Genomic DNA, 23,182 nt, shown 5'->3' on the forward strand with positions numbered 1-23,182 from the left:
AATTCCTCACTATATTTACTCATATAAAAACACCCCAAACGTTAGATTTGTCCTCTAACTTTTGGGGTGCACCACCTTTTCGCGCATTTTCGTTTTTATCGCGCACTGGCTTGATATTTCCGCGCATGATCCGATGTTTTTCGCGCATTTTAATTTTTATCGCGCGTCCCCGATCTATTTCGCGCATTTTCCATCCGTGGGGTAAGGATGGTGACTGGATTGGCTAAGCTTACCGACTTGCGCAATCGAGTGTAGATCGTCTTCCGAGGTATTCTCTGCACTTTGCGATGGATTCACTTTCCACCCGATGTATCTACCTCTCATCCCGATATTCCTTGTGACAAGAGCGACCTTGTTCATTTTTCACGTCACTAAACTATTATATTTAAGGTAAAACGTCTTCTTTTCAGTTACCTCGATGAAAAGGTTCATTGAGCTAAATCGACGTAGTCGGGTTAGCTCAGGTACCTCCCCGCGGAAAGCGTGCCCCCATTTTCGGGAGCGGCAGCCGAAGAAACCATACTCAGATACCCTCCCATTCCTTTATCGACGCAAGCGAAGTGTACTTTTGGAACGACAACATAAAAAAAGCTGAACAATGGAATGGATTTACTCCAACATTGTCAGCTTTTCTATTTAGTCTCAGGCTTTATATAAATCAATTCGTCTGATGAGTCTGAATTAATCTTTTTAGTCTGTTATTATCAACTACAACGTATAAATTAATAAGCAGAGCCATCACTACAACCATACCAATAAATATAGGATACGGTGTAGTAGAAAATGGATTCCCTCCTCCTATGATTGCACTAATAAGATAGAGCCCGCCTAATATAAACCATCCGTAAATGGAAAAAATATGACGATCCCACTTCTTCCATTCTGATTTACCAAGCTTCCTCTGTTTGTACTGGAGAATTTGCTTGGACCAATTAGTAAGAAAGAATTGAAAATGATGCTTAAGAAGTTGATTCACTCCAACTATAATTAGTAAAATACCCACCAACGCATGAAAATGCCATTCAAAAGGTCCAATCATTACTAAAGATAGTATAGCAAAGCAAATAAAAAGATAAGCGTTAACCAAAATTAACTTTCTACTTATTAATTGCCTTGGCATAAAAAACCGCTCCTTATTTAATGTTATTCCATACATTAGTATCCTTTACCCGATCATCCATTTCCAAAACAGATGCCCTTATTTTTTCCAAAAAATTTTCAGATAGATGAACAATCGGTTTCTGATGTAAGATCTCTTTTTTCATCTTTTCGAGTATAGGTTGTAGACTATTTTTCATTTCATTTGATAGGTTCAACTGTAAGTATACATACGAGTACAAATGACGGTATGACAAAAATTTAGGAAGCTGCTCCTTCCAATCGCCAAATTGATCAAGAGATACATGTTCGGATTCATAGCCACGAAAAAAATGAGGTAAAAATTCTAAAAGAAAGTCTAATTTATTAGCTTTTGTTTTGATCACTTGAACGGCATGATAAATAGAAACAGCAAGATCATAAAAGAAATGACTATACTGTGCATCATCAAAATCTATTGGAATGACCTGTTGTCTATGAATGAAAAAGTTCTCATGATGATAGTCATTATGAGTAATGCCAAATGTTTTTGTTGAAATTGGCAGTGATGCTGAATAGTCAACCATCTCTTGAAATTGCTGGAGCACTGATTGATCAAAATCGTCATGTGAAAATTGGACCAAAGGATTGGTGCTCCAATGGGGTAATTCAAATTCCTCATCAGGTGGGTTAAACGTTGAAGCCACTGCGTGCATCTTTCCAAGTGACTGTCCCCATAAGTAGTATAATTGCTTGTTCCATTGTTCTGGATGAACAATGGAGCCCTTCACCTTAGAAAAGGCCACAAAGTAGTATTTTTCAGATCCGGCTTCTCTCTCTAAAATAGGTTTTTCATCCTGCGTCATGATATGTAAAGGTAACAACATTCCTTTCTCTCTTAAAGCTTGCATCCATACATTTTTGGAGTGTAACTGCCTATAAGAGATTTGGTCAGCTCTATATGCTTTTAGTACAAGCTCTGTTTGACCCTGTTGTAATAAATATACTTGATTCGTGAATCCTCCCAAGCATTTTATTAGCTCTGCTCCATAGCAAGAAGCTGCGTCTTTGATTACTTTTTCTTTCAAGCGCTTCTCCCCCCCTACCCCATTATACGACCACTTTTAGCTTCGGTAGCAGGTTTTCGAAAAAAAAACGCGCATTGCGTTCTAAAAAAGTCATTCAACTCGACCATTATTAAAATTATCGCTATACTTAAAGGAAGATTTACTATATAAAGGAGATTGTTTATATGATGAAATTCATTGATAATTCAGGAATTACTGATCCAGAAATAAATTTAGCAATTGAGGAATACGCCTTAAAAAATCTGGACCCCAAGGATACATACCTACTTTTTTATGTCAATCGACCTTCAATTATTATTGGAAAAAATCAAAACACATATGAAGAAATTAACCTTGATTATGTTAAAGCACAGAACCTTTATGTCGTACGTCGCCTTTCAGGTGGAGGAGCTGTCTATCATGATGAAGGGAATCTAAATTTTAGTTTTATCACGGAGGATGATGGACACTCCTTTCATAATTTCAAAAAGTTCACAGAGCCCGTTGTTCAAGCCTTAGCTAAATTAGGGGTTACAGCTGAGCTTAGTGGACGAAATGATATTCATGTAGGTGAGCGTAAGATTTCAGGGAATGCACAATTCACGACTAAGGGACGGATGTTCAGTCACGGAACACTAATGCTTGATTCTGAAGTTGAAAATGTTGTATCTGCACTCAATGTAAAGGATGAGAAGATTCGCTCAAAAGGAATTAAATCCATTCGTAGTCGTGTTGCTAATGTGAATGAATTTCTTGAACAGCCTATTCAAATGGATGAGTTTAAACAATTGCTTCTTCGTTTTATTTTTGATTCTGAGGATGGAGAAATCCCTACGTATCATCTAAGTGAAAAGGATTGGGAAGGTATTCATGAGCTCTCTAAGCAACGCTATCAAAACTGGGATTGGAATTACGGAAAGTCACCAGCCTTTGATATTCAACGAAGCAAACGCTTTGCAGGTGGTAGTGTAGATGTTCGAATGAATGTACGACGTGGAACAATTGAATCAAGCAAAATTTACGGTGATTTCTTTGGAGTAAATGATGTAAGTGAATTAGAGGACGTTCTTAACGGAACGAAGTATGACTATGCCGCATTAGAAGAAGCTCTTAAGGATGTAAACATCTCCTCCTATTTTGGTAAAGTAACAACGGAAGAATTTCTTGAATTGATCTATTAATAAAAAAGTTGGCGGTCCGCTAAGCGAACCGCCACAATGGGGGAGAGTAGAGAGAACATTTTGGAAGCTAGGTCAATGACCTTTCCTACGTCTTACTTTAAATGAATTCATTCGAAGTTACAGTTTTTTTGTCATAAATTCTCACACCTTTTCTTCAAATATGAAAAAAGGCATTAGAAAGGACTGTTATGAAAGATATAAATCGAATTCAAACCATTTTAGAAAACCATACTCCATCCAACCATCATCATGCTGCTGTTATGTTACCTCTAATGTACGATGAACATAATAATCTGTCTCTATTATTTCAGGTTCGTTCTACAACCTTACGAAGCCAGCCAGGTGAAATATGTTTTCCAGGCGGTCGAATGGATAAAGAAGACATTAGTCCCGAGTATACAGCCGTAAGAGAGCTCTGCGAAGAATTAGGGGTAACAGCCCAGGATGTGAGCGTGTTATCTGCATTGGAACCCCGTATGAGTCCAAGAAGGGGAGCTGTTTATCCGTTTGTGTGCCATCTTTTACATCCTGAAAAACTCTCACCCAATCAAGATGAGGTCTCGTCTATTTTTACCATTCCATTAGACTTTCTGTTAGAGAATAAACACCACGAGTACCAGTCCGCTTTGCGGTTATCCTTCGCAGAGGATTTTCCGGTGAAGCAAATTGCAAACAGCGCTGCCTATACGAATCAGAGCTTTACTCGGACTGAATACGTATTTCAATATAAGGAACATACTGTTTGGGGACTAACTGCTCAGATTTTAGTTGATTTTATTGATATTTTAAAAAAGAACTCGGTCTAGAATTCATCCTATAAAGATTTCTCACTATCAAGAACCATGCAAAAAGCAGCGCAAACATTAGAAAATGTTTGCGCTGCTTTACTTTATCGTTCGGTCTATCTATCTATTTAACACTTATTCATCCTCATATAACAGGCGTGTGGCTTTTGCAGCTAATCGGTTATAGACGATTGCAATGAAAAGCGCAACACAAATTGCTGGGATCATAAACTCTGGTGGTCTTGTCGTTTGTGCCCAGCTCTCTGGTATCACTAATCCTACGTATAAAAAGGCAGCTAATGACCACAGAACAAAACTAAATCGACGATAGTCCTCTTGTTTGCCAAGTAGATTCTTCTCTCTATTACTCTCCACGAAATCAGCCTCCCTCACTACCAATCATTCTATCATCCTTTTTAGCAAATAAATGATGTAATAGTAGGATGCGAAGGAAAATGTTTCTATTTTGATTTTAAATCTTCAAGCATTAATAATACCTGCTTCGCTGAATTGACTGAGGCAGTCTCAAGAAATTGATCGTATGACATCTTAGCATCACTGCCTGCAATATCTGATAATGCACGTATAATGACAAATGGAACGGCAAATTGCTGACATACTTGGGCAATAGCACCTGCTTCCATTTCTGCACAGTAGGGTTCATTAAATAATTGCTTTATCTCTTCTACTCTTGCTTCGTCACTCATAAACGAATCACCAGAGACAATCAAGCCTTTTTCAGAGTGAATGCCTACGTTCTCGGCTGCATCCGCTGCGACTTTAATTAGGGTAGCATCTGGCTGATAGAATGCAGGCATTTGTGGCACCTGTCCGTACTCATATCCAAAGACAGTAGCATCAACGTCGTGATAACGTACTTCTGTAGAAATAACGATATCACCGACAGATAGAGATTGATAGAATCCACCTGCCGAGCCGGTATTGATGATCCGGTCCGGTGAAAACAATTGAATAAGCAGAGTTGTTCCTATGGCAGCATTTACTTTTCCTATACCTGATTTTAATAGGACTACCTTAACCCCATCAATAATCCCTTCGTGGAACTCGCAGCCTGCAATTGACAGATCCTTTCGATTCGTCAATTTTTCACGTAATAAAACGACTTCTTCTTCCATTGCACCAATAATTCCAATAACCACGTAAAACGCCCTTTCTATTTAACATATCTCCATTAGTATACACCATTCTAATGGGATAACGGTATTAGGCTTTTTTACGGGTGGTTGATTTACGTTTGACTGCAGCTTTTCTTTTTGGTTTTGTTCTCTCCAATGATTCCTGTAGGGCAGCTGTTAAGTCGGTTACGTTTGTGGCAGCTGGTTTTTTGCTTGATGCTGTAACTGTTGTATCTCCTGTTTTCTTTTTTTCAATTAACGAGAGAAGATCCTCTCTATATTCATCGTGATAGGCTGCGGGGTCAAAGCTCGTTGTTAATTGGTCGATCAGCATGAGGGCTGTTTTTAATTGCTTGCTATCCACTTGATGCTCTGCAGGGATTGAGGGAACATCCTCCACGCTGCGCACTTCATCTGGAAAATGGATGGTTTCCATTAGAAGACACTTTTGATAAACACGTACGATAGCTAGCTGTTCTTTTGATCGAATAATAATCTTGGCAACTCCAATCTTCCCAGATTGCTCTAACGCTTGATGTAAAAGAGAATAGGCTTTATTCCCTCCTTCACCCGGTGCCAGAAAGTAGCTTCGTTCAAAATAGATAGGGTCAATCTCTTCAAGCTTTACAAAATCAAGAATTTCTACTGCTTTATCTTCATTTTCTTTTTTTAGTTGATCCAACTCTTCTTTGTCTAAAACCACGAACTTATCTTTGCTATATTCGTATGCTTTTACAATATCCTCTGCTTTTACTTCCTCCTCACAATTAGGACAATGCTTTTGATACGAAATAGGCGTGTGACATTTTTTGTGAAGCTGACGTAACTTAATATCTTTGTTCTCCGTTGCTGTATGAAGCTTAACAGGGATACTAACTAAACCAAAGCTAATGCTTCCTTTCCAAACTGTATGCATTTCGTCGAGCTCCTCGCATTTTTTCTTCTTAATGTGAGGCGTTATAAAGGATTCTATGTATAGAAAAACAAAACGACGCAAAAATTACGATTAGATGAGGAGGATTTGTATGAACGTTTCGCCCATGCTTATGACACTTACGCATTCTCTGCCAACAACAAGCGACTGGTTATATGAACCCAAGTATGATGGCTTCCGCTGTTTAGTCACATGGTCTAAAGATAACGTCTTGTTGCAAAGTCGAAGAGGCAAGGACTTGTCCGCCTCATTCCCTGAAATTGTTGATTGGTTAAAGAGGCATCCTCCAAAGCACTCAGTTGTACTTGATACGGAGCTTGTTTGTTTAAGCTCAGAATTACATAGTCGCTTCTCGAAAGTGCAAAAGCGTTCTCGTCTGAAAAAACAGGCAACGATCGAGTACTATGCAGAGCAATTCCCATGTCAGCTAATGGTGTTTGATTTGCTTTTATCAGATCGAACAAAACTGACCGAGCTCCCTCTTAGTGAACGCAAGAAAAAATTGGCTGATTTCTTTCAACATATTCATTTGTATTCACACACCTCCTCCCCATTACAACTTATAAACGTTTACCAAGAAATAGATCCGTTATTAAAAGAGCTTTATTTCCAACAGGGAGAAGGGATTGTCGCTAAGCGCAAGAGTAGTTTGTGGCAGCCTGATGTTCGTACGAAACAATGGTTAAAATGGAAGCTCAAACGCCCGAGTAAGGTCCTTTTAAGAGATTATGATCATACCAATGGCTATTTTACGGGTTATGTCTATAAAGAGAATGAATTAATTGAAGTGGTTAGTGTCTCCCATGGATTTTCAACTGAGCAACGCACCGCCCTAATTGATCTGTTCAAAAAAAATGGTAAGAAAAAGACAAATGATCATTGGCAGTTGCCAGCAAGTATCTGTGCAGAAGTGGCATCTATTGGCTTCCACGACGGCAAGCTTCGTGAGCCTGAATTTTCTCATTTCTTACTTGAAACCCATCCAGATATGTGTACATTAAATAAATTACGTAGCGACCTCAGCTTTCCATCTGATTATGTTGATATCACGCATCCAGATAAGCCCATTCTGCCTCTTATAAATAAAGCTGATTATCTCTACTATTTACAGACCATCACACCACACCTGCTTCCATTTTTGCAGGATCGATTATTAACGGTTATTCGCTATCCACACGGTAATCAGGGAGAACGATTCTATCAAAAAAACAAACCTGAGTATGCACCATCCTATGTTCAGTCGACGTTTTTTGAAGGCACACACTATATTCTTTGCAATGAAATGCAAAGTCTACTATGGCTCGGAAACCAATTAGCGTTAGAATTTCATGTCCCTTTTCAAAAGCATTCACACACAGGTCCAAGTGAAATTGTGATTGATCTAGATCCACCCTCTGCATCCGATTTTCAAGCCGCAGTACAAGCGGCCAAGCTTGCAAAAGCGGCACTAGACTATTTTCAATTAACGTCTTTTGTAAAAACCTCAGGAGGCAAAGGGCTACAGCTGTATATCCCTCTGCCCCCCAATCGTTTCTCTTATAAGCAGACAAGAGTTTTCACTCTTTTTCTCTGTCGCTTTCTTACAGAGCAGTATCCTGACTCTTTTACATTAGAACGGTTAAAGAAAAATCGGAAAGGAAAGCTGTACCTAGATTACCTTCAGCACGATAAAGGAAAAACAATCATAGCTCCTTATTCAGTTAGAGGAGAAACGGGGTATGTCGCTACACCTCTTGAATGGGCAGAGCTTACTGAGGAACTGGCTCCCTCCCAATTTACGATCAGTAGTGTTTTAGAGAGATTAGAAAAACAAAAGGATCCATTTAGAGATTACGATATGGCCCGTGTTAAACAGCCTTTCTCTGAATCATTAAAAGCCATACAGAAGCAAACCTTAATTGAGTAAGCATACAAAAACCCGGGCTTCATCTAAAGGATGACCCGGGCTTTTGCAGTGTTATTTACGTTTTATCGATATGGGTTACTATCAAGCTGTTCCATAGAAACAGCCTGCCAGCCTTGTCCATCCTGCCATTCAATTCTTACACGGTAAGGAGTCCCCATTGTGTCACTATCACTAAATGTTCCCACAGCAGAGGTTGGGGAACCACCGTTTTCAAGTCTCCAAAGTGTCATTTCCGAAGAAGAGACGCCTGTCGCAGATTCTAATGCTGTAACCATCTCATTCCAGTTCTGACTACCTTGGGTGAAGTCAGGAGAAAATTCACCTGTTTGCTGCGTACCTACAGGCTCCCATTCGCCGTCCTCTTGGCTATCCTCTTCGTTTTCAGCTTCATCTTCATCCGTTTGTTGCTCATCATCTGTCTCGTCATCTTCGTCTTCTACTCTTGCACTGGAATCCGATTCAGAATCTTGAGCTGGGTCATCCTCTTCAACGGCTTCATTTGAGTCTGATTCATCCCCACCTGTAGCTGGATCACTTACAGAACCAGTGGACTGACCGTTATTATTTGTTGATTGCTCCTGAGGTGTTGTGTTCGCGGTCTCATCATTATCAGAGAATATAATTTGTAGACCAACTCCTACGATCAGAACAAGCACTACCCCAATTGCTATATTTAAAAAACGACTCATTTTTTTACGTCTTCGGCTTTCATATCGTTGCCCTTGCATAACTCTATCATCCCTTCTTGCCAAATGTATCCCTTATTATACATAGGATTATCAGAAATAAAAAGGAACCTTCTTCCCTATTATATCTTCTTAGACTGGAAGATCAACAAAGAACCATAAATCCAAGTAGTAAATAAGAACGAGAGAAAAAACGAGACTGTGAAAGAAAGACCTAGCTACAAAAGAGCCAAACCATTATGTAGTTAGACTCACATCATCGTTTGGCTCTTTATACTATTGAATTAGACTAGCTTCGGTCTGTTTCATCAAAGACAATTATTTAATTTCAAGAATTTCGATTTCCATATCTCCGCCAGGTGTACTTACCGTGACACGATCTTTTACATTACGGCCTAATAAGCTTTGAGCCAAAGGTGAATCATTTGAGATCTTACCTTCAGATGGATTGGACTCTGCACTTCCTACAATAATATACTCTTCTTCATCGCCATCAGGTAGTTCAAGGAATCGAACCGTTTTCCCTAAGGATACAATATCTCCAGGAGCGCTTTCTTCTTCGATAAGAATAGAATCACGAATCATTTTCTCTACTTGAAGGATTCGCCCTTCAACAAATGCTTGTTCTTCTTTAGCGGAATCATACTCAGAGTTCTCAGAAAGATCTCCAAAGCTTCTGGCTACCTTTATACGTTCAACGACTTCTTTACGTCGTTCTGTTTTTAAATAGTCCAATTCCTCTTCAAGCTTTTTCTTACCATCCAATGTCATATAGTGCTTTTTCTCTTCTGCCACTTGACTCACTCCTCATAAGATACAAGTTATAATAAATCCTATACTAGATAAGAGAGGCTAAGCCTTCCTCATTAAGTTAGCAATGATTTAGCTTCAATAATTGCCCGAATCTTAGTGACCATTAAATCTATGGCTACTTTATTCTGACCGCCTTCAGGTACAATTAGATCGGCGTAACGCTTTGTAGGTTCAATGAATTGTAAATGCATGGGTCTTACCACATTTGTGTACTGATCAATAACTGAATCAATAGAGCGACCACGTTCTTTAATATCACGTGATAGCCTACGGATAATTCGAATGTCAGCATCTGTATCAACAAACAATTTAATATCCATTAACTGACGGAGCTTTTCATCCTCTAATATTAAAATCCCTTCAAGGATAATAACATCCTTTGGATCAATTCGAATCACTTCAGCAGATCGGGTATGGTTTGCATAATCATATATCGGCTTATCCACCGGCCTTTTTTCCCGTAGCTCCTGCAGTTGCTGCAGTAACAGATCATTATCAAAAGCAAGTGGGTGATCATAATTCGTATGCAGTCGTTCCTCCATACTCAAATGACCTTGATCCTTATAATATGCATCCTGCTCAATTAAAACAATCGATTGTTCATTAAACTGACGAAATATTTCTTTGGCAACGGTTGTTTTCCCGGAGCCAGTTCCCCCAGCAACACCAATGATGATAGGCCTGTGATTCATAATACTTTCCTCTTTTCAATAAATCTAATCTCTTGTTTCTTCGACTTATCTAACAAAAAACCCTTTTTGCGCACATGATTTATTTCTTCACACTTACGGCTAGACCATCACCAATTGGAAGGATTCGTGTGTGGAAGTCCGGATGATCCATAATATATTGATTATATGTTCGGATTTTGCTTGCAAGCTTTGAAAGTCTTTTACTATCTACATCCTGCTCTGCAACCAGACCTCTAAATAAAACGTTATCAGAAAATACCACGCCACCAGGAGCAACCAATGCTGCGTACTGATCAAAAAAACGCTGGTATTGTCCTTTTGCCGCATCAATAAATAATACATGAAACAAAGGCATTTTTTCAAGTAATTCTACCTTATTTAATGCATCTCCCTCAATGAGATGAATGCGGTCCTCGAGTCTGGCTTGTTTTATGTAGTGTTTGGCTAGTTCAATCCGTTCTGGATCTCGTTCGATAGTAACGATCCCCACATCTGGAAATGCCTCAGCCATACGAATAGCTGAGTAACCAATCGCAGTACCAATTTCAAGTATTCTTTTAGGTGCATAAAGCTTCATAAGCTGAAGTAAGCTTTCCATTCCTACAAGATCCATGATTGGAATCTCATGTTCTGCTGCATATTGTTCCATCTCAGTAAGCAGATCCGTTCGCTTTGGTGTAATCTGTTCCAAGTAGTCCAGCGTCTTTTGATCAAACATGTGCTTTTTAACTCCTCACGATAAAAAGAGGAAGGAATGAGCGATCATCCCTTCCAAACCTTATAATTTTAGCTTTCTGCCTCTTCTCCTGCATCGATCCATTCTTGCCTATACGTCTCTACCACTTCTTGGTGCTCTTCATAAGAGCTATTATATATTACTTCACCATTTACTCGCGCATAGAAAAACAGATAATCTGTCACTTCTGGTTCAACAGCAGCTTTTATGGAATCTTCCCCAGGGCTTGCAATTGGACCAACAGGAATCCCCTCATACATATACGTGTTATAAGGTGAATCTTCTTCTAAGTCCTGTAATGAAGTCATATAAAGATGCGAACCAATCGCATAAGCAACGGTCGGATCAACCTGAAGTCTCATATTATCATCAAGTCGATTGTACAAAACACCTGATATTAAATAACGATCCTCAGATGTCTGTGCCTCTCTTTCAATGATAGATGCAAGTGACAACAACTCATGTACGGTGTAATTACTATTGCCGATCTCAGCCGTATAATTGTCCAAAACAGATTGGGTTCGTTCAAGCATTGACTCAATGATGGTTTCAATAGATGTGTTTTCATCCGTAAAATCATATCTTGCAGGAAATAAATAACCCTCTAATGGATATCGAATATCTTCATCTAATATCTGATTACCAAGCATTGGATACTGCTCAATTAATGACTCAATGTATTCTCTATTTTGTATGGTTTCCATGATTTCTTCTTCACTATGTTGTGTTACTTCCGAAATTCGAGAGACGATATCCTCTAGCCAAAATCCTTCGGGTATCGTAAAAGAAAACACTGGCTCTTGCATGACTTTACCGTCTTTCATAGCATGAATCATTTCTTCCATCGACATTTCTGTCGATAGAGTATAGTCTCCAGCCTGAAAGTTACCTTCATTCAAATAGCGAACATAATATCTAAACACTGTACTATTTGAGATCAACCCTGCTTCCTCCAGTATTTCTCCAATTGTACTAGGTGTTGATCCTATAGGAACGGTGATTTCAATTTCCTCACCATTTTCATTATCCATTGGCTCAAGTGTACTTGATAAATAAGCATATCCGCTTACTGCCATTATAGCACCAATAATGACAATGGCAATCAAGGAAATAAATACCCATTTACGTACAACCTTTGCCTGAGAAACACGATCTTCATACAACGTATTCCGTGGTTTTTCTTTAGAATCAGACATGATTCTCCTCCCTCCGCCGTTCCCATTATACTAATACATCTGGGAAATGTCAGTATTGTTTTTTAAAGCATGGGAAAAAAATGAGAATTTGTTCACAAAATAGTCTTTCCTATTATTTGAATCTAACTACAACTTTGGAAACCATCCTAAATAACTCTTGCATTACAAGGTAGCAAATTGTATGATAATCGTATACCTTGTAATACAAGAGTAATGGGAGGCATCTTTTTGACAAATACACAAATGATGAAAGGCATAATAGACGGTTGCCTGTTATCCATCATAAACGAAAAAGAAGTGTACGGCTATGAGCTCGCTGAACAGCTTGAAGCATATGGTTTTGAAGCTTTTAGCGAAGGCACAATATACCCTCTGCTTTTACGAATGCAGAAGGAAGAGCTTGTTACCTCCACCCTTCGAAAATCAACAGCGGGTCCAAAAAGAAAATATTACTCATTAACAAAAAAGGGGGAAGAAGAATTAGCTCAGTTTAAGAGCAGATGGACATTACTTGAGGCAAACGTAAATCGAGTCCTACAAAAGAAGACAAAAGGAGAATAGAACCATGGTGAATACCGTTTATTCCACTACACTTTCAAAGGAAAGCCAGACATTTTTAGAAAATCTGCGTTTATATTTATTTTCAAGCGGCAAACAATCTGATGAAATTGAATCGATTATTGATGAATTAACTGATCATTTACATGAAGCTGAAAAAGCAGGAAAACCCATCAGTAAGGTTGTAGGTCATTCACCTCGTGAGTATATGGAATCCCTTTCGAATGAAATGAAAATTGATGTAAAGACGTGGATGAAATATATTGTGGTGATTTTGTTTGGGGCGTTTTCGTTTCAAATAATGTTGGACCTTGTTAGCGGGTATATGGCTTATTCTCTTTATAAGATTGTCTCTGATATCGCCATAACGTTAGTATGGCTCATTCTTTTATCCGTTGTATTTAAATATATTGCCGCGAATAAACTTTCAAAGAAAAAAGAAATCGCTATTCTGGCTTTGGTTAGCGCTTTTCCAGTTTTACTATATGTTATTGTTTTATTTACAGATCCGTATATAACATCACCAGTCATTGAAATAGATACGATCGGTATGATTACATTAGGAATTCTCACTTCATTTTTTATTATAGCTATCTCATTATGGGCGAAAACCTGGATTTTGGTTATTGTAATGGCATTTCTCATTTTACCAGAATATTTACTTTCAACTACTGGCCTAGAAGAGTCAACTCAATTGATGGTTGGAGCGAGTATCACTTATGGAGGCATTCTATTATATATGTTATTAAGTATTTGGATGGCGGGGAAACATGCTTCTGAATAGGGTGATTGACTTAGGGGAGCATGAATAGGCTCCTTTTTTGTGCGAAATCCGTTTTTTACATGGATAAAATTATGGTCAGATGCTTGAGACGCTCTGACCACATGCGGTGGCTCTCTAATTACATGCGGCTGACCCCTATCGACATGCGGTGCCCTCTAATTACATGCGGCGCTCTCTATCGACATGCGGCGCTCCCTATCGACATGCGGCGCTCTCTAATTACATGCGGCTCCTTCCTATCGACATGCGGCGCTCTCTATCGACATGCGGCTCCTTCCTATCGACATGCGGCGCCCTCTAATTACATGCGGCGCTCCCCATCGACATGCGGCGCTCTCTAATTACATGCGGTGCCCTCCTATCGACATGCGGCGCCCTCTAATTACATGCGGCGCTCCCCATCGACATGCGGCGCTCTCTAATTACATGCGGTGCCCTCCTATCGACATGCGGTGCTCCCAAAAGCTCCTTGCACAAATAAAAAAAGCTCCCAAAGCCATTGAAACGGCCTTGGGAGCTTTTCTTTATTCTTCTTCGTCTTCTTCAGAAAACGTGTTTAGCATTTCTTCAACAATTGCCCATTCTTCGTCGGTTTCAACTGGGAATAGGGCGATGTCGTTTTCTTCGCCTTCACGATCCTCGTAACGGAAGGCAAATACTTCTTGCTCTTCTTCCTCTTCTACTTCGCTGTCTTCGTTTTCGCCAACTGGTACAACTAGTAGGTATGACTGACCTGTTGTGTCTACGGTAAAACGGAAGAGTTCATCAAATAGATGCTCATTACCGTGCTCATCCGGGATGATAATACGTTCTTTTTCTTCTTGTGCCATGTAAGGACACCTCTCTATCTACAAAGTTTTGCCTGCACGATCAAGATAGCCTTGCAGGATCAAGGTTGCGGCCATTTTATCAATGACTTTTTTTCTTTTCTTACGGCTTACATCTGCATCTACAAGTACGCGAGTGGCTGCCATCGTTGTGAGTCGTTCATCCCACATCACGATGTCTGCATCAATGTACTCTGATAGTGCCTGTGCAAAGGCTTGGCAATACTCTCCATTTGCACCGATGGATCCGTCCATATTCTTTGGGAGACCTATGACTACTGTGCTCACTTCATTTTCTTGAACAAGCTTGGCAATTGCTTGATAATCTTGTTCAGACTCTCCCTCTTCACGGCGTAGTGTATTGACTCCCTGGGCCGTCCAGCCAAAGGCGTCGCTAAGGGCCACGCCGATGGTTTTGGAGCCAACATCAAGACCTAATGATTTCATTCATTCTCCTTACGGTGATGTGTTAAATAAGACTTTACAAGAGCTTCAATCAACTCGTCCCGTTCAAGCTTACGAATTAATGTTCTTGCCTCCTGATGCCTTGGAATGTACGCAGGGTCTCCTGAAAGAAGGTAGCCAACAATCTGATTGATAGGATTGTAACCTTTTTCTTCTAGGGCGGCATAAACCGTAAGCAGCACCTCCTGGACATCTGCTTTCACAGAGTCATCATGGAAATCAAACTGCATGGTTTTGTCCATAGAGCTCATCACATGCACCTCTTTCTGGAATTTCCGGACTTAGCCAAATATACTTATAGGCTTGTTCTGTTTATTGTACATCAAAAAGCTTTATTAGGAAATTGATTTTACGTAATCAGATACAAAATTGAGAGCTTCATCTAATTGTTCCGGATTTTTTCCGCCCGCTTGAGCCATGTCTGGACGACCACCTCCGCCGCCACCACAACGAGAAGCAACTTCTTTGACTAACTTTCCAGCATGGTATCCCTTTTCAATCAGATCTTTTGTGACCCCAGCCACGATTGAAACTTTCCCATCTGTTTCCGCACCTAAAACAATGATACCTGAGTCTGTATCCTGCTTTAATTTATCAAGGATGCTTCTTAATGCATCCATATCACGAGCATTCACCTTTTTAGCAAGTACAGACACTCCGTCAATATCTACGATGTCATCGGTAAGATTAGATGCTTCCATATTACCAACTTTCGCTGCTAACGATTCGTTTTCACGCTGCGTATTTTTTAACTGCTGCAGCGTACTTTCGATTCGCGTAGGCACATCACGAACATTTTTCGCTTTGATTAAAGATGCTGACTCTTGCAGTATGTCCAACTGCTCTTGAACATATAAGTAAGCACCCTTACCTGTTAAGGCTTCAATTCTTCTAACACCCGCACCGATACCTGTTTCTGAGACAATTTTTAATTGACCGATCTCAGCTGTCGTACGAACATGGATTCCTCCGCAAAGCTCAAGGCTGTAATCTCCTACCTGAACAACCCGAACAAACTCACCATATTTTTCACCGAAAAGTGCCATGGCTCCCATTTGTTTTGCCTCATCTAGGCTTTTGGTAGAGATCGAGACAGGTAACGCTTGCCAAATTTTCTCGTTTACAATTGTTTCAATTTGAGCGAGCTCTTCTTGTGTAACCTGTCCAAAATGCGAGAAATCAAATCGCAAACGGTTTTCGGATACAAGGGATCCTGCCTGGTTAACATGGTTGCCTAAGACATCCTTCAACGCCTGATGCAAGATATGTGTAGCTGTGTGGTTTTTAATGGTGCCGCTTCGCTCAGAGTGCTCAACGATTGCTTTGACCTGGTCCTCATTTTTTAAGCTTCCTTCTATTACTTTCACGGTATGAAGGTGCTGTCCATTTGGCGCCTTTTTAACATCAAGTACCTGAGCAGTCCCTTTGCTACTGCGGATGACCCCTCCGTCAGCAACCTGTCCCCCGCTCTCTGCATAAAATGGCGTACGATCTAACAGCAATTGTGCCTCTGTTCCAGCTTCTGCTTCTTCTACAATAGTGTGATCGACGATAAGAGCATGTATAGTGGATTCGGCTTCCATAGTGTCATAGCCTACAAAGTCACTTGCAGTGGTCAAGTTACTTAATAAATCACTTTGCACCTGCATCGATCCAGTATCCTGTCTTGCTTGACGAGCGCGATCTCGCTGTTTACTCATTTCCTCTTCAAATCCTGCGCGATCTATTTGAAGTCCTGCTTCTTCAACATACTCCTCAGTCAAATCAACTGGGAAACCGTACGTATCATATAGCTTAAATACATTTTCGCCATTAATAACGCTATCCGTTGCGGCTTTGGCTTCAGCCACCATTTTATCTAAAATGCTAAGCCCTTCATTTAATGTCTCGTGAAAACGCTCTTCCTCCGTTTTGATGACTTTTTGAATAAATTCGGACTTCTCATTCACATCTGGGTAGAATGCCTTCATTACATCTCCAACAACAGGCACAAGCTCATACATAAATGGGCGATTAATATCAATCTGCTTTGCAAAACGGACGGCACGTCGTAATAATCTTCTTAATACGTATCCGCGTCCTTCATTTGAAGGAATGGCTCCATCACCAATGGCAAAAGCAACCGTTCGAATATGATCGGCAATGACTTTAAAAGCCACATCTGTTTGTTCCTGTGATCCGTATGATACCGTTGTGAGTTTTTCAACAGCCTTAATAATCGGCATAAATAAATCTGTTTCAAAGTTTGTAGGAACATCTTGAATAACAGAAACCATACGCTCAAGTCCCATACCCGTATCTATGTTCTTCTTAGGGAGTGGCGTATAGGTTCCATCAGGATTATGGTTAAATTGTGAGAAAACCAGGTTCCATACTTCTAAATATCGATCGTTCTCACCGCCAGGATAGAGCTCAGGATCGGTAGGATCGTTTCCGTATGCTTCCCCACGGTCATAGAAAATCTCCGTGTTTGGTCCACTTGGTCCCTCACCAATATCCCAAAAATTCCCCTCTAAACGAATAATTCGTTCATTTGGCAGGCCAATTACCTTTGTCCACAGCTCATAGGCTTCTTCATCCTCAGGGTGAATCGTCACCGATAGCTTATCTGGATCAAAACCAATCCACTGGTCACTTGTAAGAAACTCCCAAGCCCATTCAACCGCTTCTTTTTTGAAATAATCTCCGATCGAAAAATTCCCCAGCATTTCAAAAAAAGTATGATGACGCGCTGTTTTTCCAACGTTTTCAATATCATTTGTACGAATGGACTTTTGCGCGTTTGCGATACGTGGATTCTCAGGAATCACTCGACCGTCAAAGTACTTCTTTAGCGTAGCCACCCCACTATTAATCCAAAGTAATGTCGGATCCTCAAACGGCACAAGCGGTGCGCTCGGTTCAATATCATGTCCTTTTTCCTTAAAGAAATCCAAGAACATCTGCCTAACTTCAGCAGAGCTTAAATGCTTCATTCTACTCATCTCCTTATTCATTTGCATAACAACAAAAAAACTCCTCCCTCAAAAAGGGACGAGATTCTCACGCGGTACCACCCTAGTTATGAGCAAAGCGCTCATCACTTAACACCTTAACGCGGCATACGGCTGCTGTTTTCAGCAACACTTAGGAATAGCATTCATCGACCCTTCGTTAAACCTCTTCCAGCTAATGAGGTTCTCTCTGAAAACGGACTGCCGACTACTCGTTCCATCAATGATTTTGCAATATGGTTAGTCCATCCTATTATAAAAATCTTCCCCTCAAAAGTCAATTGCTCTGAACATACTCCCTGACATGCAGAAGAGTCACTTTCAGGACTGCCAGACCAGGCACAGCTAACAACATCCCCCAAATGCCCCCTAGCTCTACTCCAATTAAAAGGGCCAGAACAATCATCATCGGATGTAAATGAAGCGTTCTTCCCACAATGATTGGCGATAAGACATTTCCTTCGAGCTGTTGGATGACGACAAGCACAATGAGCGTATATAACCCTTTTTCCCATGAGATGAGAAAAGCTGTTATTAAGGCGGGAACCGCACCAATAATGGCGCCAAAATAAGGAATAATGTCAGTGGCTCCGATAAATAATCCTAATAACACAGCATAAGGAACACCTAAAAGCCATAAGCCAATGATTGATAACAGTGCAACGATTAACGCCACGAGAAGCTGCCCTCTGATAAAGCTTCCAAAGGAATGATCAACATCCTTTGCATACAAGCTTAAACGCTTCCTCCATTTGGGAGGAGTTACATACCATACGACCTTTTTAAGAAGAGCATGGTCCTTTAGAAAATAAAACACTAAAAATGGTATGACGACCAGTGAGGGTATGGACCGAATAAGGGTAATAAGAATGCTCTCAAGCTGATCAAAGCTTTGTTCTAAAAAAGACTGGAGATTACCTGACCACTCATCCATATGATCCTTTAAAAAAGCTGGCATTCGATTTAAGGTGGGTTCAAAGCTATGTAGGAACGAGACAATGCGATCGATCTGAGCTGGCAGGACATCCATCGCACTTTGAATTTGCTTTGAAAAGGCAGGCAATCCAAAAACAAAAGCTAGGGTAATCAAACCTATAGCAGAAGCGAATACAATAAGGATGGCCTGCAGGCGAGGAATACCCCACTGATTGAGTCCTTCAATAAACGGATGAAGCAGATACGCCACCAAACCTGCAATTAGAACGGGAATTAAAATAGACCAAAGCTTCTGAAATAGTGGTGCTACAAATGGCCAAAGAAAACAGACTACACCAATGATAAGAATCCAAATGAATAGAAGTAAGGAATAAACAAAAAAAGTCATCGGCTTTTTTGATTTCAATGTTTGATCCTCCTGAAAAAAATACCGGAACACTGAAGCGCTCCGGTTTAGATTCTTATCTAAAAGACTTTTTTATTCGCTTTATTGTTTTTTTCCATTGTTTTTTAGATAATAGGCGATCAACATCTATTTTTTGTATTGAGTTCAGCAAATCCATTCTTTTATTAGATGTTTTGGATTGGTTCATGGAGTACACAGCAGCACCAATCCCAAGCATGACTAGTGGCTTCACAGCTCTTCGCATGCTCTCACCCCCTGATTAATTTTCTAGGCGTAGCTGTTCATCTTCAAATAAATCATCAAGTGAGCTTAGTGAACCATCCTCTTCCACTTGATGAAGAGACAGCTTTCCTTGTATGATGCTCATCTCTACAAAACAGCTCCAGCAATAATATTGATTTGTTCCAATTTTTCCTATGTCAATACTGCGACAATTTGGGCAGCGCATTTTGGGGCCTCCTTCTATTAAGAGAGGATGGCTCGCTCCTTGCCAATAACCAAATGATGACCTTGGAGCATATGTTGCCCTTTGGTCAAATCTGCAAGCAAACCGTCCGTCACTTTATACCCCTCAATCATGCCCAACGGATCAGAAAAATATACGTCCTCAACCAAGCCCAGCAAATCTCCCCTTACCGAAAACAGCTCCATCCCTCTTAACTTTGGCTTGCCCAAGACCAAATGAATGGATTCTTGATAAATTGGCTGAGAGTGACATGTTTCAAAACATGTTTCTGATTGTACCATCACTGCCTGTTCGCCTATGCTGAATATATGTTGCATCTGCAAAAACTGGTGTCTGTTTAACCAGCCCTTCATATTTATCAGCAGACCGGTAATATGATTGTCGAGTAACAACGCGTCAATGACCCGCCCATATTCATATCCTGTCTCTGTATGAACAACTGGCAGTCCTTGTACGGTGGCAAATGTCCGCAAACGGATACACCTTCCTTCCGAACACACATAGTTTGCCCAATTCATACACGTCTATGAAGGAAGATTTCATAAAACACATTACTACGAAGAATTATATCTTTCTGATAAAGAGACGAACGATGTAACTGCAGTAGACTGATTTATTTTCACGGGCACGGCTTAGCCATTAAAGTGGAAAGCCACACCTTCATTGTTGATCTGCCTTCTTTCACTTGTTAAATCCTTCATTAAGAACTAAAAAACTTCTTGGGTTAGATCTAGACTTTGCATTTGGCATCACTCATATACTTGTTGCCAGCCACTCACCAAGCGTACGAAAATGGAGGGCCGACGCCTGCGGGATAAAAAAGACGTCACTGAAAAAGTCATCTAGAAATGAGCTCATGCACCGCTACAGGAGAAAACTTCGCTTTCCACGGGAACGGCCTCAGCCCTTGAAGTGGAAGGGCGCCACTTCAATGTCTTCAGACTCGTTCTGTTCCGTAGGAGTCTACGTTTTCTCCTTCCGCTTATATTTCTGATTAAACAAATTACTACCATTCTCATTTAAGGAAATCAAGGTTAAAAAACTTCTTTTTCAAAGACCTCGATAAAAAGGTTCAATCAGCTAAATCGACGGAGTCGAGTTAGCTCATTACCTTGCCTCAGGTAAGTGCCCCCATTTTAGGGAGCGTCATTCACCACCGTTATTTATTTTATACAATAAAAAAGCTGAAAAATGAGTGGAATGACTCCAACATTCTTCAGCTTTTTATTAATTATTATACTTCTGTACCAGCATCTTTACTTTCAGGATGTATAATGACTTGAAGCCTTGATACAAGCTGAGTTTGTCTGTGAAGATCATCTCCATTTGTAATAGCTACTTCAAATGTTCTCAGCTCTCCACATAACAATAAAAATTGTTTAGCACGTGTGACACCTGTATACAACAGATTACGGCGCAGCATCCGACTATAGTTTCTCACGACTGGCATGACCACAATCGGAAATTCGCTTCCTTGCGCTTTGTGAATAGAGGAACAATAGGCATGTGTCAGCTGGTTGAGTTCATTTTTGTTATACGTGACTTCAATGCCATCAAATGAAACGACAAGCTGATCCTTTCGTTCCGTGTTTTCCTTCGCGAAAAAGATGGCGACAATTTCACCACGGTCTCCATTAAAGACTTTTTCCTCAGGATTGTTGACCAGCTGCAAGACCACATCACCTGTTCGGAAAACGACCTCACCAAAAGGGATCTCTCGTACTTTATCTTTTTTTGGATTAAATAATTGCTGAAGCATCACATTTAATTCTGTAATTCCTGCCCCGCCTTTATACATTGGGGCTAACACTTGAATATCTCGGGCTTCGTATCCTTTTTTAATGGCGTTCTCACAAATTTGCCAAACGACATCTTTTACTTGATCGACATTACATGGAAAAAAGCGACGATCTGATTGAGCATTTGATAAATTCGGTGGAATCTGACCGTCTTTCATGGCATGAGCTAATTCAATAATGGATGAGCCTTCCGCCTGGCGATAAATGTCGGTTAAAGCGACAAGTGGAATAGTCTCTGACTGGATGAGATCACGAAGCACCTGTCCTGGTCCCACAGAAGGCAATTGATTCTCATCGCCAACAATCACAACCTGCATCCCTTTAGGAATGGCTTTTAATAACGAGTTAGCTACCCAGCTATCAACCATAGACATTTCATCAATGATTAAAAGCTCTCCATTTAATGGCTCATGCTCTCCTTTATCAAACCCGCCTGCTCCTCCTTTCCAGCCAAGCATACTGTGAATGGTTGAGGACGGCAGCCCAGTTGCTTCAGACATACGTTTTGCTGCCCGACCCGTTGGCGCAGTAAGTAAGATGGGGAAAGGATTACTTGCAGTGTAGGCTCTTGCATCCAGAGACAATCCGTGTAATCTGGCGTAAATTTCTACGATGCCTCGAATTACCGTTGTTTTCCCGGTACCAGGCCCACCGGTAAGAAGCATGAGTGGTTTAGAGATGGCCTCTTGAATGGCTTGTTTTTGAGAAGTGGCATATTCAATGCCCCACTCCTCTTCAAGTTCACCTAATGCCTTTAAAAATTCAGCTTCAGGGAATTCATCCTTAATTTCACTAGATAACAGCCTACGAATATTTGAGGCAATTCCTTTCTCCGCTCCATATAAAGACTTTGTATAAACGCGTGTCTCTTCAACAACGAGCATACCCTCTTCGTTCATTTGCACGAGCTGCTGCTGAATTTCTTCATGTTTAATTCTCATGCTCGGTGAGGACAACAGGGCTACTGCTTGATTGGTTAACGGATCAGCTTCTATGTAGGTATGACCTTCTTGAACACAAAGCTCATGAACTAAATAAAGACAGCCTGCTCTTAATCGGTCAGGGTGATTTCCTGTTAACCCAATGGATGCGCCAAGCTGATCTGCACGTCTAAATCCAATCCCTTCGACATCATGAATTAATCGATATGGATTTGTCTTAATGATTTCAAGGGCTTGTGTTTTGTATGCCTGATAAACCTTGAGCGCTAATTCGACACCAAAACCGTGTTCAGATAAAACAATGAGAACCTGTTCAACCCCCTGTTGTTCATAGAGATTTTCATATAGGATAGCGGCTTTTTCTTGCTTTAATCCAGGAATATCTTTTAGAACATCTCGATTTTCTACAATACGTGTTATGGCCGTTTCTCCTAGTTTCTCGACAATTGTTTCAGCGGTTTTGGTACCAATGCCAGGAAATCGATCACTCGCTAGATATTTAATGACGCCATGCTTACTTTGAGGCAAATCACGGCGACTTTGTTCTACCTTGTATTGGATGCCAAACCTCGGATGATCAGCCACACTTCCAAAAAACAAAAAGGTCTCGTCCGGTTCCACATGCGGCAACACACCAACCACAGTTAGTTTCTTTTCTTCAATCTCTTCATTTGTTTCACGAACTCTTACGACGGCAACAGTGTAATAGTTCTCTTCATTACGAAAAATCACATGTAGAATTTCACCTTTAACATACCCTCGCTGTACCCCTAGATTACGTTCTGCCGATTCCTCCAC

The 23,182-nt window shown here is 40.5% G+C and carries 25 protein-coding genes and 1 other annotated feature; of the genes, 6 read left to right on the forward strand and 19 right to left on the reverse strand.

Annotation, left to right across the window (positions count from 1 at the left end):
* Nucleotides 1-227, forward strand: a 227-nt coding sequence (locus FN960_RS23020) for a hypothetical protein (protein WP_221936808.1), incomplete at its 5' end; no start/stop codon positions are given.
* A gap of 431 nt (nt 228-658) precedes the next feature.
* Here FN960_RS23020 and FN960_RS14255 read toward each other — a convergent pair.
* Both FN960_RS14255 and FN960_RS14260 read right to left on the reverse strand, forming a co-directional pair.
* Nucleotides 659-1,120 (reverse strand): hypothetical protein, encoded by a 462-nt coding sequence (locus FN960_RS14255; RefSeq protein WP_143849415.1) that lies wholly within the window; start codon nt 1,118-1,120, stop codon nt 659-661.
* Nucleotides 1,121-1,133: 13 nt separating this feature from the next.
* Nucleotides 1,134-2,165: a phosphotransferase enzyme family protein gene (locus FN960_RS14260; RefSeq protein WP_143849416.1), complete on the reverse strand. Its 1,032-nt coding sequence runs from the start codon at nt 2,163-2,165 to the stop codon at nt 1,134-1,136.
* Between the two features lie 167 nt (nt 2,166-2,332).
* Between FN960_RS14260 and lplA the strand changes: the two genes are divergently transcribed.
* On the forward strand, nt 2,333-3,325 hold the full coding sequence (gene lplA / locus FN960_RS14265) for a lipoate--protein ligase (RefSeq protein ID WP_143849700.1): 993 nt from the start codon (nt 2,333-2,335) through the stop codon (nt 3,323-3,325).
* A gap of 188 nt (nt 3,326-3,513) precedes the next feature.
* Nucleotides 3,514-4,131 (forward strand): NUDIX hydrolase, encoded by a 618-nt coding sequence (locus FN960_RS14270; RefSeq protein WP_143849417.1) that lies wholly within the window; start codon nt 3,514-3,516, stop codon nt 4,129-4,131.
* Nucleotides 4,132-4,245: 114 nt separating this feature from the next.
* On the opposite strand, the gene FN960_RS14275 is transcribed toward FN960_RS14270, so the two are convergent.
* The 3 genes from FN960_RS14275 to ku all read right to left on the reverse strand — a co-directional run bounded on the left by FN960_RS14275 (nt 4,246) and on the right by ku (nt 6,162).
* Nucleotides 4,246-4,485: a YrhC family protein gene (locus tag FN960_RS14275; protein WP_185971044.1), complete on the reverse strand. Its 240-nt coding sequence runs from the start codon at nt 4,483-4,485 to the stop codon at nt 4,246-4,248.
* Between the two features lie 86 nt (nt 4,486-4,571).
* Nucleotides 4,572-5,270, reverse strand: coding sequence for a 5'-methylthioadenosine/S-adenosylhomocysteine nucleosidase (gene mtnN / locus FN960_RS14280; RefSeq protein WP_143849419.1), 699 nt, complete (start codon nt 5,268-5,270; stop codon nt 4,572-4,574).
* Between the two features lie 64 nt (nt 5,271-5,334).
* Nucleotides 5,335-6,162, reverse strand: coding sequence for a non-homologous end joining protein Ku (ku, locus tag FN960_RS14285; RefSeq protein WP_143849420.1), 828 nt, complete (start codon nt 6,160-6,162; stop codon nt 5,335-5,337).
* A gap of 109 nt (nt 6,163-6,271) precedes the next feature.
* Between ku and FN960_RS14290 the strand changes: the two genes are divergently transcribed.
* The gene (locus tag FN960_RS14290; protein WP_143849421.1) at nt 6,272-8,086 is read left to right on the forward strand and encodes a DNA ligase D; all 1,815 of its coding nucleotides are present in this window, start codon (nt 6,272-6,274) and stop codon (nt 8,084-8,086) included.
* 62 nt (nt 8,087-8,148) lie between these two features.
* On the opposite strand, the gene FN960_RS14295 is transcribed toward FN960_RS14290, so the two are convergent.
* From FN960_RS14295 to mltG, 5 genes are all read right to left on the reverse strand, one after another.
* Nucleotides 8,149-8,814 carry a YrrS family protein gene (locus FN960_RS14295; RefSeq protein WP_143849422.1) on the reverse strand — a complete coding sequence of 222 codons (666 nt, stop codon included), beginning with the start codon at nt 8,812-8,814 and terminating at the stop codon, nt 8,149-8,151.
* A gap of 276 nt (nt 8,815-9,090) precedes the next feature.
* Nucleotides 9,091-9,567, reverse strand: a complete 477-nt coding sequence (gene greA / locus FN960_RS14300; RefSeq protein WP_143849423.1) for a transcription elongation factor GreA — start codon at nt 9,565-9,567, stop codon at nt 9,091-9,093.
* 71 nt (nt 9,568-9,638) lie between these two features.
* Nucleotides 9,639-10,277, reverse strand: coding sequence for a uridine kinase (gene udk / locus FN960_RS14305; protein WP_143849424.1), 639 nt, complete (start codon nt 10,275-10,277; stop codon nt 9,639-9,641).
* A gap of 79 nt (nt 10,278-10,356) precedes the next feature.
* A complete protein-coding gene (locus FN960_RS14310) occupies nt 10,357-10,995 on the reverse strand; it encodes an O-methyltransferase (RefSeq protein ID WP_143849425.1) in 639 nt (212 codons plus the stop codon).
* Nucleotides 10,996-11,063: 68 nt separating this feature from the next.
* Entirely contained in the window at nt 11,064-12,209 is a 1,146-nt protein-coding gene (gene mltG, locus FN960_RS14315) for an endolytic transglycosylase MltG (protein WP_143849426.1), read from the reverse strand.
* A 243-nt stretch (nt 12,210-12,452) separates the two neighbouring features.
* Between mltG and FN960_RS14320 the strand changes: the two genes are divergently transcribed.
* Together FN960_RS14320 and FN960_RS14325 are read left to right on the forward strand one after the other, a co-directional pair.
* The gene (locus FN960_RS14320) at nt 12,453-12,770 is read left to right on the forward strand and encodes a PadR family transcriptional regulator (protein ID WP_143849701.1); all 318 of its coding nucleotides are present in this window, start codon (nt 12,453-12,455) and stop codon (nt 12,768-12,770) included.
* A gap of 4 nt (nt 12,771-12,774) precedes the next feature.
* Nucleotides 12,775-13,551 (forward strand): DUF1129 family protein, encoded by a 777-nt coding sequence (locus tag FN960_RS14325; protein WP_143849427.1) that lies wholly within the window; start codon nt 12,775-12,777, stop codon nt 13,549-13,551.
* A gap of 524 nt (nt 13,552-14,075) precedes the next feature.
* Here FN960_RS14325 and FN960_RS14330 read toward each other — a convergent pair.
* The 9 genes from FN960_RS14330 to recD2 all read right to left on the reverse strand — a co-directional run bounded on the left by FN960_RS14330 (nt 14,076) and on the right by recD2 (nt 23,182).
* Nucleotides 14,076-14,381: a DUF1292 domain-containing protein gene (locus FN960_RS14330; RefSeq protein WP_143849428.1), complete on the reverse strand. Its 306-nt coding sequence runs from the start codon at nt 14,379-14,381 to the stop codon at nt 14,076-14,078.
* An 18-nt stretch (nt 14,382-14,399) separates the two neighbouring features.
* Nucleotides 14,400-14,825: a Holliday junction resolvase RuvX gene (gene ruvX, locus FN960_RS14335; protein ID WP_143849429.1), complete on the reverse strand. Its 426-nt coding sequence runs from the start codon at nt 14,823-14,825 to the stop codon at nt 14,400-14,402.
* The gene (locus FN960_RS14340) at nt 14,822-15,094 is read right to left on the reverse strand and encodes an IreB family regulatory phosphoprotein (protein WP_143849430.1); all 273 of its coding nucleotides are present in this window, start codon (nt 15,092-15,094) and stop codon (nt 14,822-14,824) included. The genes ruvX and FN960_RS14340 overlap by 4 nt, the downstream gene beginning before the upstream one ends.
* Nucleotides 15,095-15,178: 84 nt before the next feature.
* Nucleotides 15,179-17,818: an alanine--tRNA ligase gene (gene alaS, locus FN960_RS14345; RefSeq protein ID WP_143849431.1), complete on the reverse strand. Its 2,640-nt coding sequence runs from the start codon at nt 17,816-17,818 to the stop codon at nt 15,179-15,181.
* Between the two features lie 51 nt (nt 17,819-17,869).
* Nucleotides 17,870-18,069: a binding site (T-box leader), on the reverse strand.
* A 44-nt stretch (nt 18,070-18,113) separates the two neighbouring features.
* Nucleotides 18,114-19,178, reverse strand: coding sequence for an AI-2E family transporter (locus FN960_RS14350; RefSeq protein WP_260682020.1), 1,065 nt, complete (start codon nt 19,176-19,178; stop codon nt 18,114-18,116).
* A gap of 55 nt (nt 19,179-19,233) precedes the next feature.
* The gene (locus tag FN960_RS14355) at nt 19,234-19,422 is read right to left on the reverse strand and encodes a DUF3918 family protein (protein ID WP_143849432.1); all 189 of its coding nucleotides are present in this window, start codon (nt 19,420-19,422) and stop codon (nt 19,234-19,236) included.
* A gap of 15 nt (nt 19,423-19,437) precedes the next feature.
* Nucleotides 19,438-19,626 carry a YrzR-like zinc ribbon domain gene (locus FN960_RS14360; protein ID WP_143849433.1) on the reverse strand — a complete coding sequence of 63 codons (189 nt, stop codon included), beginning with the start codon at nt 19,624-19,626 and terminating at the stop codon, nt 19,438-19,440.
* A 17-nt stretch (nt 19,627-19,643) separates the two neighbouring features.
* Nucleotides 19,644-20,117, reverse strand: coding sequence for a PRC-barrel domain-containing protein (locus tag FN960_RS14365; protein WP_185971045.1), 474 nt, complete (start codon nt 20,115-20,117; stop codon nt 19,644-19,646).
* A 761-nt stretch (nt 20,118-20,878) separates the two neighbouring features.
* Nucleotides 20,879-23,182: an SF1B family DNA helicase RecD2 gene (gene recD2 / locus FN960_RS14370; RefSeq protein WP_143849435.1), complete on the reverse strand. Its 2,304-nt coding sequence runs from the start codon at nt 23,180-23,182 to the stop codon at nt 20,879-20,881.

The sequence above is a fragment of the Alkalicoccobacillus porphyridii genome (genome assembly GCF_007293315.1).
GTDB lineage: Bacteria > Bacillota > Bacilli > Bacillales > Bacillaceae_D > Alkalicoccobacillus > Alkalicoccobacillus porphyridii.

Coding starts and splice junctions, on each gene's coding strand:
- FN960_RS14255 (WP_143849415.1), bottom strand. CDS start 1,120: ATGCCAAGGCAATTAATAAGTAGAAAGTTAATTTTGGTTAACGCTTAT.
- lplA (WP_143849700.1), top strand. CDS start 2,333: ATGAAATTCATTGATAATTCAGGAATTACTGATCCAGAAATAAATTTA.
- FN960_RS14270 (WP_143849417.1), top strand. CDS start 3,514: ATGAAAGATATAAATCGAATTCAAACCATTTTAGAAAACCATACTCCA.
- ku (WP_143849420.1), bottom strand. CDS start 6,162: ATGCATACAGTTTGGAAAGGAAGCATTAGCTTTGGTTTAGTTAGTATC.
- FN960_RS14290 (WP_143849421.1), top strand. CDS start 6,272: ATGAACGTTTCGCCCATGCTTATGACACTTACGCATTCTCTGCCAACA.
- FN960_RS14295 (WP_143849422.1), bottom strand. CDS start 8,814: ATGCAAGGGCAACGATATGAAAGCCGAAGACGTAAAAAAATGAGTCGT.
- udk (WP_143849424.1), bottom strand. CDS start 10,277: ATGAATCACAGGCCTATCATCATTGGTGTTGCTGGGGGAACTGGCTCC.
- FN960_RS14310 (WP_143849425.1), bottom strand. CDS start 10,995: ATGTTTGATCAAAAGACGCTGGACTACTTGGAACAGATTACACCAAAG.
- mltG (WP_143849426.1), bottom strand. CDS start 12,209: ATGTCTGATTCTAAAGAAAAACCACGGAATACGTTGTATGAAGATCGT.
- FN960_RS14320 (WP_143849701.1), top strand. CDS start 12,453: ATGATGAAAGGCATAATAGACGGTTGCCTGTTATCCATCATAAACGAA.
- FN960_RS14325 (WP_143849427.1), top strand. CDS start 12,775: ATGGTGAATACCGTTTATTCCACTACACTTTCAAAGGAAAGCCAGACA.
- FN960_RS14330 (WP_143849428.1), bottom strand. CDS start 14,381: ATGGCACAAGAAGAAAAAGAACGTATTATCATCCCGGATGAGCACGGT.
- ruvX (WP_143849429.1), bottom strand. CDS start 14,825: ATGAAATCATTAGGTCTTGATGTTGGCTCCAAAACCATCGGCGTGGCC.
- FN960_RS14340 (WP_143849430.1), bottom strand. CDS start 15,094: ATGAGCTCTATGGACAAAACCATGCAGTTTGATTTCCATGATGACTCT.
- alaS (WP_143849431.1), bottom strand. CDS start 17,818: ATGAAGCATTTAAGCTCTGCTGAAGTTAGGCAGATGTTCTTGGATTTC.
- FN960_RS14355 (WP_143849432.1), bottom strand. CDS start 19,422: ATGCGAAGAGCTGTGAAGCCACTAGTCATGCTTGGGATTGGTGCTGCT.
- FN960_RS14360 (WP_143849433.1), bottom strand. CDS start 19,626: ATGCGCTGCCCAAATTGTCGCAGTATTGACATAGGAAAAATTGGAACA.